This is a genomic window from Acidovorax sp. (genome assembly GCF_027492855.1).
GTDB lineage: Bacteria > Pseudomonadota > Gammaproteobacteria > Burkholderiales > Burkholderiaceae_C > Acidovorax.
Genome location: NZ_JAPUDY010000087.1, coordinates 1 through 15909, shown reverse-complemented (window position 1 = coordinate 15909; position 15909 = coordinate 1). Strand labels below are relative to the sequence as shown.

Below are 15909 nucleotides of genomic sequence, written 5' to 3'. Positions count from 1 at the left end.
CGTCTGCTGAGGGTGCCAGGGGCCGCGCCGCCATTGCGGAGGCGAGGTCTAAGGCAACGCTGAACAAGCCCCTCGCGCACGGCGCATCCCTGGCTCGGGACGGTCTGCGGCGTTGCAAATCCTCGCGATAGCTACGGCTATCGCTGTGGTTTGCGCCTTGCAGCCCATCCCGACCCAGGGCCCGCCGCATCGCGGAGGCTTATTCAGCGTCGCCCTCACCCAGATGCAGCCGGGCCATGTCGGCCTCCATGGCTTGCGCAATGAGCCGCATGTCGTGTTCGCTGACGGAGAACAGCCCGAAGCGGAACTTGCTGCCCCAATGGCTGCGGTCGTCCACAAACTCGAAGTCGTCCAGCAGGGGGGCTATTGGAGCCTCCCGTCCAGGCACGTAGGCCACGTCCTTGCGGAACGGCACAAACCCGCCGCCCATGTCGAACGCATAGGGCGCCCCCGGCAGCACGAGGCCGATGGACACAAAGGCCTGCAGCCGGTCCTTGCCGCCCATGGTGACCGTGGGCGCGTAATACGCCACGCGGTCCCCCGGCTGGATGCGCTTGAGCGGTGCGGCCTTGCCGTGGCACACCTGCATGTAGCCAGCGCCCGGCGTGGCGCAGCCCCGGCGGGCGTGTTGGGCGCTGGCCACGGCGATCCAGTTGCGGCGCGGGGCGGAGGTGGCCTCCGCGGTGGCGCCCCGCGCCGAGCGCGCGGGAGCGGTGTCCGGCCACAAGGCCGATTGGGGTACGGTGCGGGTCGGCATCATGGTGTGCGGGCGGGCCATGGGATGGGCGGGTGGCGTGCTGCCGATCAGGCCGGAGCGTGCAGGCCCACGCGGTTGCCATCCAGGTCGTGGATGTGGGCGAAGAAGCCCATGCCTGGAGGCAGTGCCTGGCGCGGCAGGGCCACGCGGGCGCCCTGGGCCACGGCACGCTCCAGCGCGGCATCGAGCGAGGGCGATGCATCCAGGTACACCAGGGTGCCGCTGCCCGACACCTGCGGCGCCGTGGGGCCCATCATCAGCGCACCCCCTGCGCCGTCGGCGGCAGGGTCGTAGGCAAACACGGCGCCTTCGCTCGGGCCCATGGCCTCGCGGCGCATGGGCTGGCCCAGCACGGTTTCGTAAAAGGCCTGGGCACGGTCCAGTTGGGTGGTGGGGATTTCAAACCAGGCGATGGCGTTCTTCATGGAAGCTCCTTGTGTGTGAAAGAAAGAAGCCCCGATGGTGTGCGGGGGCTGCTGACAGCGGAGTGTCAGCAGCCTGTCACCGGCATCACGGCGCGCTGGTGGGCGCCGACGCCGCCACCTGAGCTCGGAAGGCGCGCGGCGACAGCCCCGCGTCGCGCGTGAACGCGCGGCTGAAGTAGGCCGGGTCGGTATAGCCCAGCGTGTAGGCAATGGTGGCCATGCCCAGGTGGGTGTAGGCCAGGTTGCGCCGGGCCTCGTGCATCAGGCGTGCCTCGATCAGCCGCTGGGCCGACGCGCCGGTGGTGGTGCGCGCCACGCGGCTCAGGTGGGTGGGCGAGACGGACAGCGCCCGCGCGTAGTCCGCCACCCGCCAGTGCGCCCGAAAATGCGCCTCAATCAGTGCCTCCAGCCGCTGCACCAGGTTGGACTCTGGCGCGGCGGTGTCATCCGGGCTGTGGTCCTCGATGGCGCGCGCCGCGCAGCACCAGCGCACGGGCCTTGGCGCGGCCGGAGAACTCCGCCCATACCTGGGCCATGGCCTGGTGGATGGCGGGGCTGGCCTGGGCCACGGTAGGCCGGTCCAGGTCGCGCCGCACATCGCCCACGCGCACAAAAATTTCGTCTATCAGCTCATCGGCCAGCGTGGCCACCCAGCCCTGCGCGTGCTGTGTGAACCGAAATGCATGCACATGGCCGGGCGGCACGTTGATGAGCGTGCCGGGGCCAGGGGGTGCTGCTCGCCATCGAGGGCGCCACGCCACCGCCCGATTCGATCAGCAGCACCTGGTGCAGCCGCTGGTGTCGGTGCGGCGCCAGCTCCCAGTCGTGCAGCACCGAGCGCGCGGTAATCGTCTCGCAGTGCAACACGTCGGGCAGGTGCTGCGACTCGCCGAACAGGCTGTAGGGCTGGATGCTGCTGGGGTTCTCGGTCATGTTCGAAAAGTGCATGTTCTGGCTCCATCCGTCCATTCAAGGCTGCGACTGTGCCACGTATCTTTGGGGGGCTTGTTTGACCAACGTCATGAACCACCCACGAACCACATCGCACGGGAGACATCCATGAAAACCCAGGTTTTCATCACCGGCGGAGGGTCCTCAGGCCTGATGCTCTCGCAGCTCTTGCACCTCAAGGGCATTGATACCGTCGTACTGGAGCGCCAAAGCCGCGAATACGTGCTGGGCCGCATCCGCGCTGGTGTGCTGGAGAACGGCTTTGTCGCGCTGATGCGCGAGGCCCAGTGCGGCGAGCGCATGGACCGCGAAGGCGAGATCCACGACGGCTACATGGACCGGGTCGATTTGCACAAGTACTGCGGCAGCAGCTCGGTGGTCGTCTATGGCCAGACCGAGCTGGCGCGCGATCTGTACGAAGCGCGCGACCGCATGCAAGGCATCGTCTCCACAACGCCGAAGACGTGCAGCCGCACGACCTCAAAAGCGCCACCCCGTATGTGACCTACCGCAGTGGCGACGAGGTGGTGCGCATCGACTGCGACTTCGTCATCGGCGCCGACGGCTTCCACGCCGTGAGCCGCAAGTCCATCCCGCGTGACGTGCTCAAGGGGTACGAAAAGGTCTATCCGTTTGGCTAGCTGGGCGTGCTCTCGCGCACCAAGCCGGTGTCACCCGAGCTGATCTACGCCAAGCACGAAAGCGGTTTTGCGCTGTGTTCGCTGCGCTCGCAGGTGCTCAGTCGCTACTACATCCAGGTGCCGCTGACGGACAACGTCGAAGACTGGTCGGACGAGGCCTTCTGGGCCGAACTGAAACGCCGCCAGCTCGCCGAGGTGGCCGCGCAGCTCATCACCGGCGCATCTATCGAAAAGTCCATCGCCCCCTTGCGCTCCTTCGTGGCCGAGCCCATGCGCTACGGCAACCTGTTCCTGGCGGGCGACGCCGCCCACCGGCGCGCGGGGCCTGAACAGCGCCGCGTCGGACATCTACTACCTGTACCACGCCATGGTCGCCCACTATCAAAATGGCGACAGCACCGGGCTCGCCAAATACTCCGAGAAGGCCCTAGCCCGCGTGTGGAAGGCTCAGCGCTTCTCGTGGTGGATGACGAGCATGCTGCACACCTTCCCCAATTCGCTGGCCTATGACCAGAAGCTGCAGGACACGGACCTGGCGTATTTGTTCTCGTCCGAGAAGGCGCTGGGGTCGTTGGCGGAGAACTATGTGGGGTTGCCGTTTTGAGCACTCGGCAGTAGCACTGCCACCAAATCAAAGGCCTGCATGGGGGTTCCCCCATGCAGGCCTTTTTTGTATGCCCGGATCGGCGTTGAGTGCGGCCTGCAATCCGTCCGCGCACTCGGCGCGCCTTGTGGTCCCAATGACAAAGCTGCCTACCAGGCAGCCGCCTTGCGCAGCGATTTCCATCTGCTACGGGAAATTTGAGCAAAACTGATGCTTACGCCCGCACAGCAGGCTCGATAGCATCGCACCAAGTTTTCAGATCATTTGCCCAACGGTGTCAGCGTCAGGTTCGACGATGGCTTGAACACAATGAAGCTTCCGACGCAGCGTTTTGAGGCAGTGCACTTCACACCCGACAGTGCCAATCAACAGCTAGGAAAGCCATTAAAGATGGATTGGGTCCCGATAGTCTTCATTGTCTTCAAGGTGGTCGTGTTCGGCACCGGCATGTTTTTCGCCATCAAGTGGCATTACGACCAAGGGAAGAAGGCGAAGAACGGAGCCAGCAGATCGCAAATGTCGGCTGAACGCCGCACGCCGGGCGCGTTGGAGTAGTTGGCTGATTCCCTGTGATGGTCTGCGGGGCAGCAGACTTCTACCTACCTGTACCACGCCAGGGTGGCCCGCTACCAAAGCGGCGACAGCAATTCTGAGAAGGCCCTGGCCCGCGTGTGGAAGGCCCAGTGCTTCTCATGGTGGATGACGACCATACTGCACACCTTCCCCGATTCGCTGGCCTACGACCAGAAGTTGCAAGACACGGACCTGACGTATCTGTTCTCGTCGGAGAAGGCGCTGGGGCCGTTGGTGGAGAACTATGTAGCGTTGCCGTTTTGAGCGTCAGGATAAGCATCCAGGCGTACCTGGGTGCGCTACCTGCGGGGGCATGCGTTGCTAGGCGTTCTTTAGCAATTGGTATTTTTCTAGCTAGGAATGTGGTGAGATGCCGCCCCAACAAAACAACTTTTGGGAGCTAGGCATGCCTCTGCATATTCAGGACCCGACAAATCCGAATAGCGAGTACTTGGTTGATACGTTGCTAGATGCGTGTGTGGGGGCTCGGGCTGGCGGCGGTGCGTTTGCCTTTCTCTCGGCTGGTGGCATCCAGCTATTGCTTAAAGACAGCCAGTTCACCGACTTCCTTGGTCGAGGGTCATTCGAGTTGTTGTTCGGAGTCGACGCCATTACGGACACGGCGGCAGTGCATGCTCTAACGCAGGTCCGACATGAGCACCCTGGCCTTGCTGCGCGCGCCTTTCTGCCAACGCACTCGAAGTCCATTTTCCACCCCAAAGTGGCCTGGTTCGACCAAGGAAATGGTGGTTTTCTAATAACAGGTTCGGGCAACCTAACTGCGGGCGGGCTGCGCTGGAACATCGAGGCGTATGCGGTGGAACGACTCAATGCTGTCGCGATGGAACGATTGCGTGAACAGTGGGACGACTACGTGGCATTTACGTCGGCCTGTCAGCTTGACCCCGGCGACACTCGCGTCTTAGCCTTATTGGAGCGAAATGCTGCGCGAAGAAAGGCAATGCAAGACGCTGGCATCGTCGAGCCAAGCGAGGCAGAAGACGAAGTCGCTCAAACGCGTCCCGCCGCACTTGCTGAGAACGGCTCAGACATCCGCATTGCCCAAGTCGACCAGCCTGCAGATGAAGTTCCGCAGATTAAGCCAGACACCCAAATTCTGGTTGCCGAAATTCCTCGTGCTAGCAACCGTTGGGGGCAGGCAAACTTCAACCAGGCGACATTCTTCGAGTTTTTTGGCGCGTCAGATAGGGTGCAGCGCAGGGCGTATTTCTTCCATCTTCGCGACGACGGCACGCTTGGTTTCCAGGAGGTTAGGCCCGCTGTAGCAGTCCAAAGCCACAATTACCGATTTGAACTGGACGCGGCTTCAGGTTTAGCCTATCCGGCGGATGGTCGCCCCGTAGGCGTCTTCGCTAAAGTGGGGGCCAGGACGTTCGTCTACATGTTGTTGATGCCAGGGAGCGTGGGACATGCCGCGATGGCGCTGCTTCTTGACCAGACAGATATTGCCCCCCCTGGCCGTATGCGTCGTATTGTTTATAAAGCAGCCGATGTACAAATAGTGTGGCCTGCATCGCCACTCTGGGGACGCCTTACCGTGTGAGTCGACAGACCAAGAGTACTTCAGCCTCCGGCGGCATATCGAAATTAAGACTGGAGTGGTTCAGCTTGCTGTGATTCACTCCATCAACACTTTCTAGTTCAACACTGGGATATACCTCGTGCGCCAAATTGACCAGGGCATCAATCTGCATCAGTCGAGGATGTGCCCCGGATTCAAACGGTGAATATGAAACTACCATGCTCGCACCATTACCGGAGGCAAGCTTGAATAAATCGCGAAAGGCACCGGCGACTTGGCTTTTGATACAGAACGGTGACTGGTGTCGGTCATCGCGATAGAGACCGCGACTCAGTTCATGCTGGGTCGAGCCGGGGCTACGAGCTACTTCCGGGTTGTCTCGCCGCGCTAGAGTCTCTAGCACGTGATAGAAGCGGCTGTAGTGGTCACGGGTATATGGCGGGTCGGCATAGACCACGGAGTACTGTCCAGCAAATTTTGTCAATGCCTCTCGATAGTCCGCCCGGATTGCGATATGACCGTCCCCTGGAATCTTATGGGCCGCATACCGGCCGAGCCAGCCTAGAAAATTTGTGTGGACATCGAGCTGCCGGTCTCGCTGAATCTTCGCAAGAAGGTGACGCTTTACGCTGCCGTGCTTAGTTCTAGGCCGAATGGGCTGCGCAAACTGCTTTCCGACGGTGTTGACTATGTGACTGGCGGTACTCAGCAGTGACGCGGTAAACAGGTCGCCAAGCTCCTGAGGAAAGGCATCGGCAAAGAGTGCTGCGAGACAATCAAGCTCCACGGCTTGCCTGTAAGAAAAATAAGCGCCTCCAAAATAGCGAACGGCGGTGGCTGCGGGTGATCTTGCCAGCCCTGCCTTGGCAAGTCGTCGGGTGACCTCGTTCAAGCGACTTTTCAGTTCGTCGGATGGGCCGCTGCCAAGTCCGCGTTCTGCTGCAAGGAGCGACCCGTGCTCCAGCACGTAGCAGATGGATTCGGCCTCACCATGGGATGCAGCTTCCAATGCCATCTCCTCAAACTCTACGAGTGGCTCGACCGCGCTGCGTAAGGCTTCAGCCAGCGAGGAGCTTGTTTGTAAGCGGGTGGTGAACATTGAGACTACGTCCTCAGTGACTGGGCGGCGTGCGAGGAGGGCACTACAGATAACGCGCGAGTACTCTTGTATGTCCGAGGCTATGACTTGCCGATGCCCCGCGAGAGCGAAGGACGTCGTTCCGGAGCCTGCAAACAGGTCTAGGACGGTTCCTCCTCGAGTAGTATCCGCATCATCGAGTGCGTTCGCGATGGCAGGAGCTAGGCGTAGTTTGCTGCCGAGGTAGTGAATGGGCCTGAAGATCGCAGGGGAGCCAGCAGGCTCGTCCACTGGAGCCTCAGGGAGGTTCAGCGGTAGCTGTGTAAATTCTTCAGACGGCACGTTCGAGGGCATGGGTTACAAATCAAAATCATAGGGTATCGTATGAACGACCTCACATCGCGGAATGCACCAGAGCGTTCGCGCACGGAACCTAGTGTGGTTGACCTGGGTACTACCCGTCTTGTTCCAGTGAAGCGCTGGTCCTACGGTCTCTCGGGCACCGAGAACTGTGTGGTGCATGGCGAGAACATAGCGGCTATGGCGTGTCTTGGCCCAAGCATAGGCGGCCGTGTGAAGTGTGCTTACATGGACCCACCTTATCGTACCGGTGAGCGCTTCACGCACTACGACGATGACGCGGGCCACGAGGAGTGGCTACGAGATGTCGCCGTTCGAGTTAAGAAGGTATGGGAGCTTCTGGCGGAGGATGGAAGCGTATGGGTTTCGATTGATGACAATGAAGTGCACTACCTCAAGGTGGCCGTGGACCGCTTAATCGGCCGAGATAAGTTTGTCACCACGGTCATCTGGCAACAGCGGACTACTCGGGAAAATAGGAAAGCCTTTTCCAATAACCACGAGTACTTACTTGTATACGCAAAGAACCCTCGGAGGTTCTCGCAAACTCGCAATGGTTTGACTATGACGGAGGATGTGCGCGGCCGTTACGTCAATCACGATGATGACCCTCGTGGGCCGTGGCAGTCCGTCTCTGCAAACGTACAGGCTGGGCATGCCGTACCTTCTCAGTTTTATGTAATAACTGCGCCAAACGGCCGCAAACATACCCCCCCAAATGGAAGGTGTTGGGTCTACAACCAGCAACGCATGGAGCTAGAGATTGCGCAGGGGAACGTTTGGTTTGGCAAAGACGGTCTTGGCGTTCCTCGCCTCAAGAAGTTTCTTTCTGCATCGCGACGCGGTCTCACACCAGAGACTCTATGGACCGCCAACGATGTTGGCACAAACGACCACGCAAAGAAGCACATCCAGACGCTTTTTCCTGGAGAACCGCCGTTTGATACGCCAAAGCCTGAAGCACTCTTGGCGCGGATTCTTCAGATCGCGAGCAACCCGGGAGATTTGGTCTTGGATCCTTACCTTGGATCGGGAACCACAGGAGCTGTAGCGTTGAAAACAAACCGGCGATTTGTCGGTGTTGAAGCGGGCGAACACGCTGCAACTGTTGCTGCTGTACGCCTACGAAAGGTCGTTGATGGCGAGCAAGGTGGTATCTCTTCCTCGGTTGACTGGCAGGGCGGCGGAGGCTTTGACTTTCTTCGCTTGCGCCAATAGTCTTGCATCAGATGCGGTTCTGATGCGGGGACCTATGAGGCAACAGGGGTAGCGTCTCACTGATGTGTAGCTCTGGCTGAAAAGTCGTGAACTTCTGCGAGTTCACCAAGCAGGTCTGCTGGTCAACACCTCGCACAAAGAAAAAAGCCCGGCACAAGCCGGGCTTCGCACTTCCAATCCCCCATCACTTACAGCTAAAACTGCCCGCACTCTCCACATCCCCCGTCCCGCTGTAGCGCGCGACCTTGGGGTACACACACAGCGGTCGGCTGCGGTCGGCGGACCAACTGGCGGGCAGCTCGGCGTTGACCAGGTTGGCGCCTGCACCGCGTGCGCGGGCGGTCACGCTGTCGGGTGCCTTGCCTTGCTCGACCCAGGCCACCAGCGGGGCCAGCATGTCGAATTGATCGGTGGCCTGGCCGCCCGAGCAGTGGTTCATGCCGGGCACAAGGAAGAGGCGTGCAAATGCATCGGCCTTGCCACCATGGCTGGCCTGCAGGCTGTCCATCCAGTTCGCGGTGTCCACGGGTGAAAAAACGCCATCCGCCACGCCATGGAAAACGATCATTTTTGCGCCCCGGTTCTTAAGGGTGTCCAGGCGGTTGGCATTGGGCGGTGTCATGTACGACCAGGGGGCCTCGTCGTATGGCGCCGTGGTGGCGAACATCTTGGGGTAGTCCGTTTCCATGCTGAAGTTCAGCGCGTACTGCAGACCCGCGGTGGCCTTGAAAGCGGCCACCGTGGCGGGGGGCGATGTGAAGAGGAAGGCCACGGCCCCGGCGTCGCGCGTGGCGGGCGCATTGAAGTGCCAGAACGCGAAGTTGCTCCCTGCCATGCCGGGGTCGAACCAGGTGCCGGTGTACAGCGCCTCGCCCTTGCTGTTTTTGGGGCCAGCAAAGATGCGGGTCAGAACGGATTTTTGCTCGCTGGAGAGGCACGATCCGTCGCGCGCGCCGGAGCAGGTGGGCACGTCGGTCTGCAGGTTGAAGGCCGCCTGGCAGGCCGCCACGTCGTTCACCTGGCCGTCGGCCACGCCATCGAGTGCGTCGCATCGGGCCACAATTTTGCTGCTGACGAGCTTGAACTCGGCCGGGGTCACGGCAGTGGCCAGATCGGGCTGGCCGCTGGCATCCTTGGATGCGACCTGGGCGTACTGCTGCGCCTTCCAGAGCTGTGCGGTGGCCGCCTTGGGCAGGCTGAAACCAGGGTTTCCAGCCAGCACGCCGTCGTATGCGTCGGCATGGCGCGATGCCGCCACCATGGCGTGGCGCCCGCCGTTGGAGCAGCCCGCGATGTACGAGCGGTCAGGGGCCTTGCCGTAGGCGCTTTGGATCAGGCGCTTGGCCATGGGTGTGAGCGTGGCCACGGCCTGGTAGCCGTAGTCCAGCCGGGCCTGCGGGTCCAGGCCAAAGAAGGGTGAGGGTGCGCCATGGCCCGCGTCCGAACTGAGCACGGCAAAACCTTGCACCAGGCCGGGTGCGATGGGTGCGGCCCCGCTCACCGCGCCCAGTGCAGTCACCACGCTGCCATCCAGGCCGCCGTTGGCCTGGTGCAGAAAACGGCCGTTCCAGGCCACGGGCATCCGAATCTCGAAGCCGATGGCGTAGCTGGCGCCATCCACGGGGCCGGTGCGCTCCTTCATCTTGCCCTTGACGAGGCAGTGCGCGGGTACTTGGGTGACCAGGTTCTGCAGTGTCAGCGGGCCCTCGGGCACCAGTTCGGCCGAGGTGATGCGCGTGTCGGGCAAGGCCAGGCTGGTGGCCAGCGTGGTGCACGACTGCAGGGCCGCTGGCTGGGCGGCGCTGAGCTGGGGCAGCTCTGCCTTCGATCCGCCACAGGCCAGCAGCAGTGTTGCAGCCAGTGCGATCAGCCTCGGTGCCGACGCAGGGGCACGGTGTTTTCTTGTCGTCATGCGTATGTCTCCTGGATGGTCGAGGCGCAAGGGCGCTCACAGCGTGGCCTCGCAGCGCTGTGGGCAGGGAACAGGGGGTAGAATTTGTTTGCTATTAAATTAATAGCTGTTAGCGCTTATTGAATAAGCGCTAGAGGCCATTTTTGCTTGAAGTCGCAAAACTGGCGTGGCCTGGGTGAGCACCACCGTGGAGCTGGCTTTGCCAAGCCACGGGTGGCGTCGTCACCCCTCAAGGGGGCATCAAGACTCTGCGGTAAAGCCGATCTTCTTGATCAGCGGGCCCCAGCTGTCGTATTCGGCCTTTTGCCAGCGGGCCATTTCTTCGGGCGTGGTGCCGTGTGGGATCAGGCCCACGATGGCCAGGCTGTCGATGACCGACTTTTCCTTCAGCGCTGCGTTGATGGCGGCGTTGGCGGCGGTGATGATGGGCTTGGGGGTGGCGGCCGGGGCGTAGAAGCCGAACCACTCTTCCGTGGTCAGCTCGGGGAAGCCCTGCTCGGCAAACGTGGGCACATCGGGCACGTAGATGGAGCGCTTGGGCCCCGAGGTGGCCAGAATGCGCAGCTTGCCCGCCTTGTAGTTGGCGATGAAGTCACCGTGTGGGGTGACCATGGCGGCGATCTGTCCGCCCACCACGTCCGTCACGCCGGGGATGGAGCCACGGTAAGGCACGTGGCGCAGGTCCACGCCGCTGCTGATGCCCAGCAGTGCGCCCAGGAAGTGGGGCGTGGAGCCCGCACCGGGCGAGCCGTAGCTCGCGTCCTTGGGGTTGGCCTTGGCCCAGGCCAGGAAGTCCTTCACCGTCTTCACGTTGGCAGGCACCATGGGGCCCACGGCCAGGCCGTGGTGCATGATGGCGCCGATCGACACGGGCGCGAAGTCCTTGTCGGTGTAGTTCATCTTGCTGTAGATGTGCGGGTAGTTGGCAATGGCCGACACCTGGGCCAGCGCCAGCACCGAGCCGTCGGCGGGGGCGGATTTCAGCGTCTCCAGCGCAATGCGGCCGCCTGCGCCCGGCTTGTTCTCCACCACGCCAGCGTTCTTGCTGAACGCCGTGCCGCCCCACTTCTCGGCCACGCGGCGGGCCACGGTGTCGCCCGAGCTGCCGGCCGGAAAACCGAAGTACACCTTGACCTGGTCCACCTGCGCGTGGGCGGTGAGCGGGTGCAGTGCGCCCAGTGCGGCGCTGGCGCCAAGGGCCTGAACAAATTGACGGCGTGTGGTGGTCATGGCGATGTCTCCTGTTGTGTCTTTGGTGGATGAACGGTAAAGGAACGGCAAGCGGGGAAGTCAGCGGGGCGCCATGCGCAGGGCACCATCCAGGCGGATCACCTCGCCATTGAGGTGGCCGTTGGTCACGATGTGGCAGGCCAGCTCGGCGAACTCTTCGGGCTTGCCCAGGCGCGGTGGAAAAGGAATGCTAGCAGCAAGCGATTGCTGCACGGCCTCGGGCAGCTCTTGCATGAGCGGCGTGGCAAACAGGCCGGGCGCCACGGTGCACACGCGGATGGCGTGCTGCGCCAGGTCGCGTGCCATGGGCAGCGTCATGCCCGCCAGGCCGGCCTTCGATGCGCTGTAGGCCTGCTGGCCCACCTGGCCGTCAAAGGCCGCCACGGAGGCGGTGAACATCATCACGCCGCGCTCGCCGTTGTCGAGCACAGGCAGTTGGCTGCAGGCGGCGGCGAACAGGCGGCTTACGTTGTAGGTGCCGATCAGGTTGATGTTGACCACGCGCACGAAGTCTTCGAGGGGCGCCGCGCTACCGTCGCGCTGCACCACGCGTTTTGCGCTGCCAACGCCGGCCACGTTCATGAGGATGCGCGCGGGGCCGTGGGCGGCAGCGGCTTGGCCGATGGCGGCTGTGACGCTGGCGGGGTCGGTGATGTCGCAAGCGCAGGCCAGGCCATTGATCTCGGCCGCGACCTTGGCCGCCAGCTCGGCGTTGCGGTCGAGCACGGCCACCTTGGCGCCCCGGCGCGCCAGCTCGCGCGCAGTGGCCTCACCGAGGCCTGATGCGCCGCCGGTCACGAGAGCGGCTTGTCCTTCGATCTTCATGGAATCTCCTTGGTGGAATGTGCAGGGCGGTCCCTCAGGCGTACTTGTCGCCCACTTCTTCTCGCAGCGGGTGGGTGTCGTAGATGATGGTCATGCGGGCGATGCGATCGCTGCCGGGCGCGAAGTCGAAAACGTCCACGCAGGTGAACGTCACGACCTTTCCGTCCTTGAGTGTCCAGTCGTAGCGAAAGTAGGCGGCCACGCGCGTGCCCTGGGTGGAGGGCTCCACGCTGGCGAACAGGTCCAGGGGCGTGATCACGCTGCCAGAGGACGCCTCGGCCAGCTTGGGGAAAAACCGGTGCGCGGGCATCGTCCCGAGGAAGGGTGACACCACGGTGCCATCGGCCTCGAAGGAGTCCACAAGGCCTGTGGTGTCGCTGGCGTGCAGGGCTGCCAGGTAGCGGCGCACGGTGGCGAGTTGCGGGGAGCTCATTGGTGGGGGTGCTTTCTTTCAGGACGCAAGAAGAATGTGCGGCGCAGAGCCGTCGTGCAAGGCCGTGACCAGCGCCTCGCGGTGCTTGAGCACGGCGCGCTGGTTGACCGAGCCCTTGTCGGTGATCTCGCCCTTGTCGATGGAGGGCGGCTCCGTCATCAAGAGTGCGCGGGCCACGCGGCTCGCGCTGCCGGTGGCTTCGCGGGCCAGTTCGTCCAGCACGGCCTCGATGCGCTGGCGCACGGCGGGGTGGGCCACCACGTCCGACCATGGCGCATCCGGGCCCAGGCCAGCGACCTCGCGGCAAGCGGGCGAGGGGAACAGCAGCGCGCCCACTTCCTTCATGTTCAGGCCGGTCAGCACCACGTCCTGGATGTAGGGTGCGCCCGCCACGATGATCTTGGCGCGCATCGGCCCCACGCTCACAAAAGTGCCGGTGGAGAGCTTGAAGTCTTCGGCAATGCGGCCGTCAAACGCCAGGCCCCGGTGGATGTCGTTCTCGTCGATCCATTTCACCGCATCGCCCGTGCACAAATAGCCTTCGTCGTCAAAGGCATCGCGCGTGGCGGCGTCCGAGCGCCAGTAGCCGGGCGTCACGTTGGGGCCGCGGTAGCGCACCTCGGTTTTGCCTTCCACATCCACGAGCTTGAGCACCATGCCGGGCACGGGTGCGCCGATGTGGCCCGAACGCACGTCGGGGCTGTTGCAGAACATGGCCGAAGGCGCCGATTCGGTCATCCCGAGGCCTGTGCACATCACGATGCGCTCGCCAATGGCAGCCTCTTGTGTGGCGTGCAGGCTGTCCCACACCGGCTGGGCCAGGCCCGCGCCGGAATAAAAAAACATGCGCACGCGCGACAGCAGTTTGTCGCGCAGCGCGGTGTCGGTTTTCATGGCCTGGGCGATCATCTCGAAGCCCGTGGGCACGTTGAAATACACCGTGGGCGCGATCTCGCGCAGGTTGCGCAGCGTCTCACCGATCAGCCCGGCCGTGGGCTTGCCGTCGTCGATGTAGAGCGTGCCGCCATGCTGCAGCGTGAGGCCGAAGTTGTGGTTGCTGCCAAAGGTGTGGTTCCACGGCAGCCAGTCCACCAGCACGGGCGGCGCTTCGGCCAGCACGGGCAGCGACAGCGTGATCTGCTGCAGGTTGGCGCACCACATGCGCTGGGTGTTGATCACCGGCTTGGGCATCTTGGTGGAGCCGCTGGTGAACAGGAACTTCACGATGGTGCCGGGGCCGGTGGCGTGCATGGCGGCGTCCACGGCCGGTGTGGCGATGGTGTCGCGCAGGCTCTGGAAGCTGCTGGTTGGGCGGCCTTCGATGGCGCCCTGGGCCAGGATCACTTCCACATCGGCTGCCACGGTGGCCTGAATCGCCTTGCCGTAGCGGGCTCCATCGGCGGCAAACACCAGACCGGGGGTGAGGGTGGCCATGACATGGCGCAGCTTGTCGTAGTCCTGGCTCACGGTGGCATAGGCGGGCGACACGGGGCAGTAGGGCACACCGGCGTAGATGCAGCCCAGTGCCAGCAGCGCGTGCTCCAGTGTGTTCTCGCTCAGCACCACCACCGGGCGCTCGGGGCTCAGGCCTCGGTCGAGCAGCGCCTGGCCGATGCTGCGGGCGGCGGCGAGCGCCTGGGCGTAAGTGACATGTTGCCAGTCGCCGGTTGTGCCCCCGGCAAGCTGCTCGCGGCGCGCCAGAAAGCTGTGGTCGGGCGTAGCCTCGGCCCAATGCACCAGGTAGTCCGTCACCCGCCGGGCAAACGCGCCCAGGGGCAGGTCGGCCTGCAGGTAGCGCACGCCCGGTGCATCGTCGCGCAGGCTCACGCGGGTGACGCCGAAATTCACGGGGCGATAACGGTGCGGGGTGGCGGCACTCATGGCATCAATCCTCCTTGCGAACCTTGGCGGCGCGGCCTTCGAGGAAGTCCGCGAGGCGGGACTTGGCCTCCGGGGCGCTTTGGGCAATCGCCGCCATCATGGCCTCGGTGAAGAAGCCCTGGTCGGCGGGCTGCTCGGCGATGCGTGGCAGGGCGTGCATGAGGGCGTAGTTGGTCAGCGGCGCGTTCTGCGCCACGCGCACGGCCAGCTCGAAGGCCTTGTTGAAGGCCTGGCCCTCGGGCACGAGGTACTGGGCAAAGCCCACGCGCTCGCCATCCTGCGCGTTGTACACGCGGCCGGTGAGCATCATGTCCGTCATGCGCGCAGCGCCAATGAGCTTGGGGATGCGCACCGCACCGCCTCCGCCCACGAAGATGCCGCGCGAGCCTTCAGGCAGCGCGTAGAACGTGGATTCATCGGCCACGCGGATGTGGCAGCTGCTCGCCAGCTCCAGCCCGCCGCCCACCACGGCACCATGCAGCGCGGCGATCACGGGCACGGGGCCGTACTGCACGCGCTCCAGCGCGGCATGCCACATGCGTGAGTGGTGCAGGCCCTGGCCGGCGTCGCGTTCTTTGAGCTCCGACAGGTCCAACCCCGCGCAGAAGTGGGGGCCGTCGCCGTCGATGACGGCAGCGCGCACGGTGGCGGGCATGGTTTCGAACAGGTCGCGCAGCGCAAGGATCAGACTGTCGCTCAGCGCATTGCGCTTGGCTGCGCGGGCCAGGCGGATCACGGCCACTTCCTGGTGGTCGCCGCGCAGTTCGAAATGGATGTCTGGATGGGTCATAGAGGCTTTCATGTAAAACGAATTGTGGTTATAGTTAATAATCAATTCAAGCGATTCCAGTTCATTTTCCGTCGGTGTTTACCCTTGACTTGTGTCATGTTTCGTGGCGCATGCTGCGGGAGAATCGACCCGGACGGGAGCGCCCACTCAGGACAACCCAGGAGACACGCATGGACCACGAAAATCTGATTGCCATCGACATCCACACCCACGCCGAGGTGAGCTGCTGGAACCCGTTCGACAACTACGGCGAAGAATACGACCGCGCCGCCGACAAATATTTCAAGAACGGCCGCCGCCCCACGATTGCCGAGACGGTGGCCTATTACCGCGAGCAGAAGATCGGCCTCGTGATGTTCACCGTGGACGCCGAGTCCAAGATGGGCCGCCGCCGCATCCCCAACGAAGAGATTGCCGAGGCCGCCAAGGCCAACAGCGACATGATGATTGCCTTCGCCAGCATCGACCCGCACAAGGGCAAGATGGGCGCACGCGAGGCGCGCCGCCTGATCGAGGAGCACGGCATCAAGGGCTTCAAGTTCCACCCGACGGTGCAGGCTTACCACCCCTACGACAAGATGGCCTGGCCCATCTACGAGGTGATCGCCGAATACGGCATGCCCGCCATCTTCCACACCGGCCACAGCGGCATCGGCAGCGGCATGCGCTGCGGCGGCGGCCTGCGGCT

At 63.3% G+C, this 15909-nt stretch carries 17 protein-coding genes and 1 pseudogene; 6 read left to right on the top strand and 12 right to left on the bottom strand.

Translation table 11 applies throughout. The annotated features are described in order from the left end of the window. Window positions 1–199: 199 nt before the first annotated feature. The 5 genes from Q0105_RS17130 to Q0105_RS17110 all read right to left on the bottom strand — a co-directional run bounded on the left by Q0105_RS17130 (window position 200) and on the right by Q0105_RS17110 (window position 2130). A complete protein-coding gene (locus Q0105_RS17130; RefSeq protein ID WP_298213346.1) occupies window positions 200–778 on the bottom strand; it encodes an EVE domain-containing protein in 579 nt (192 codons plus the stop codon). Window positions 779–804: 26 nt separating this feature from the next. After that, window positions 805–1182 carry a VOC family protein gene (locus Q0105_RS17125; protein ID WP_298213345.1) on the bottom strand — a complete coding sequence of 126 codons (378 nt, stop codon included), beginning with the start codon at window positions 1180–1182 and terminating at the stop codon, window positions 805–807. Window positions 1183–1267: 85 nt separating this feature from the next. Then, the gene (locus Q0105_RS17120) at window positions 1268–1675 is read right to left on the bottom strand and encodes a helix-turn-helix domain-containing protein (protein ID WP_298213344.1); all 408 of its coding nucleotides are present in this window, start codon (window positions 1673–1675) and stop codon (window positions 1268–1270) included. Further along, window positions 1626–1832: a hypothetical protein gene (locus Q0105_RS17115; protein ID WP_298213343.1), complete on the bottom strand. Its 207-nt coding sequence runs from the start codon at window positions 1830–1832 to the stop codon at window positions 1626–1628. The genes Q0105_RS17120 and Q0105_RS17115 overlap by 50 nt, the downstream gene beginning before the upstream one ends. Beyond that, window positions 1813–2130, bottom strand: coding sequence for a hypothetical protein (locus tag Q0105_RS17110; protein ID WP_298213342.1), 318 nt, complete (start codon window positions 2128–2130; stop codon window positions 1813–1815). Before Q0105_RS17110 ends, Q0105_RS17115 begins: the two co-directional genes overlap by 20 nt. A 111-nt stretch (window positions 2131–2241) precedes the next feature. Here Q0105_RS17110 and pobA point away from each other — a divergent pair. The 4 genes and pseudogenes from pobA (at window position 2242) to Q0105_RS17090 (ending at window position 5515) form a co-directional block, all read left to right on the top strand. Next, window positions 2242–3378, top strand: a pseudogene (pobA, locus tag Q0105_RS17105) (4-hydroxybenzoate 3-monooxygenase). 309 nt (window positions 3379–3687) lie between these two features. Then, on the top strand, window positions 3688–3933 hold the full coding sequence (locus Q0105_RS17100) for a hypothetical protein (protein ID WP_298213341.1): 246 nt from the start codon (window positions 3688–3690) through the stop codon (window positions 3931–3933). Between the two features lie 63 nt (window positions 3934–3996). Then, a complete protein-coding gene (locus tag Q0105_RS17095) occupies window positions 3997–4215 on the top strand; it encodes a 4-hydroxybenzoate 3-monooxygenase (protein ID WP_298213340.1) in 219 nt (72 codons plus the stop codon). Between the two features lie 142 nt (window positions 4216–4357). Further along, entirely contained in the window at window positions 4358–5515 is a 1158-nt protein-coding gene (locus Q0105_RS17090) for a phospholipase D family protein (protein WP_298213339.1), read from the top strand. Here Q0105_RS17090 and Q0105_RS17085 read toward each other — a convergent pair. Further along, a complete protein-coding gene (locus tag Q0105_RS17085) occupies window positions 5505–6926 on the bottom strand; it encodes a DNA adenine methylase (protein WP_298213338.1) in 1422 nt (473 codons plus the stop codon). The two genes, Q0105_RS17090 and Q0105_RS17085, sit on opposite strands and share 11 nt — an antisense overlap. 30 nt (window positions 6927–6956) lie before the next feature. Here Q0105_RS17085 and Q0105_RS17080 point away from each other — a divergent pair, with 30 nt between their 5' ends. After that, a complete protein-coding gene (locus tag Q0105_RS17080) occupies window positions 6957–8150 on the top strand; it encodes a site-specific DNA-methyltransferase (RefSeq protein WP_366145935.1) in 1194 nt (397 codons plus the stop codon). Window positions 8151–8334: 184 nt separating this feature from the next. Here Q0105_RS17080 and Q0105_RS17075 read toward each other — a convergent pair whose 3' ends face one another. The 6 genes from Q0105_RS17075 to Q0105_RS17050 form a co-directional block, all read right to left on the bottom strand. Continuing rightward, complete coding sequence (locus Q0105_RS17075; protein WP_298213337.1) at window positions 8335–10062, bottom strand: tannase/feruloyl esterase family alpha/beta hydrolase; 1728 nt, start codon at window positions 10060–10062, stop codon at window positions 8335–8337. Between the two features lie 240 nt (window positions 10063–10302). Beyond that, a complete protein-coding gene (locus Q0105_RS17070) occupies window positions 10303–11292 on the bottom strand; it encodes a Bug family tripartite tricarboxylate transporter substrate binding protein (RefSeq protein WP_298213336.1) in 990 nt (329 codons plus the stop codon). A gap of 60 nt (window positions 11293–11352) precedes the next feature. Next, window positions 11353–12117: an SDR family NAD(P)-dependent oxidoreductase gene (locus Q0105_RS17065; RefSeq protein ID WP_298213335.1), complete on the bottom strand. Its 765-nt coding sequence runs from the start codon at window positions 12115–12117 to the stop codon at window positions 11353–11355. 34 nt (window positions 12118–12151) lie between these two features. After that, the gene (locus Q0105_RS17060; protein WP_298213334.1) at window positions 12152–12550 is read right to left on the bottom strand and encodes a nuclear transport factor 2 family protein; all 399 of its coding nucleotides are present in this window, start codon (window positions 12548–12550) and stop codon (window positions 12152–12154) included. A gap of 18 nt (window positions 12551–12568) precedes the next feature. Next, complete coding sequence (locus Q0105_RS17055; protein ID WP_298213333.1) at window positions 12569–14431, bottom strand: feruloyl-CoA synthase; 1863 nt, start codon at window positions 14429–14431, stop codon at window positions 12569–12571. A gap of 4 nt (window positions 14432–14435) precedes the next feature. Continuing rightward, complete coding sequence (locus Q0105_RS17050) at window positions 14436–15221, bottom strand: crotonase/enoyl-CoA hydratase family protein (RefSeq protein ID WP_298213332.1); 786 nt, start codon at window positions 15219–15221, stop codon at window positions 14436–14438. 170 nt (window positions 15222–15391) lie between these two features. On the opposite strand from Q0105_RS17050, the gene Q0105_RS17045 reads away from it, so the two are divergent. Continuing rightward, a partial coding sequence (locus Q0105_RS17045; protein ID WP_298213331.1) for an amidohydrolase family protein occupies window positions 15392–15909 on the top strand: 518 nt, incomplete at its 3' end.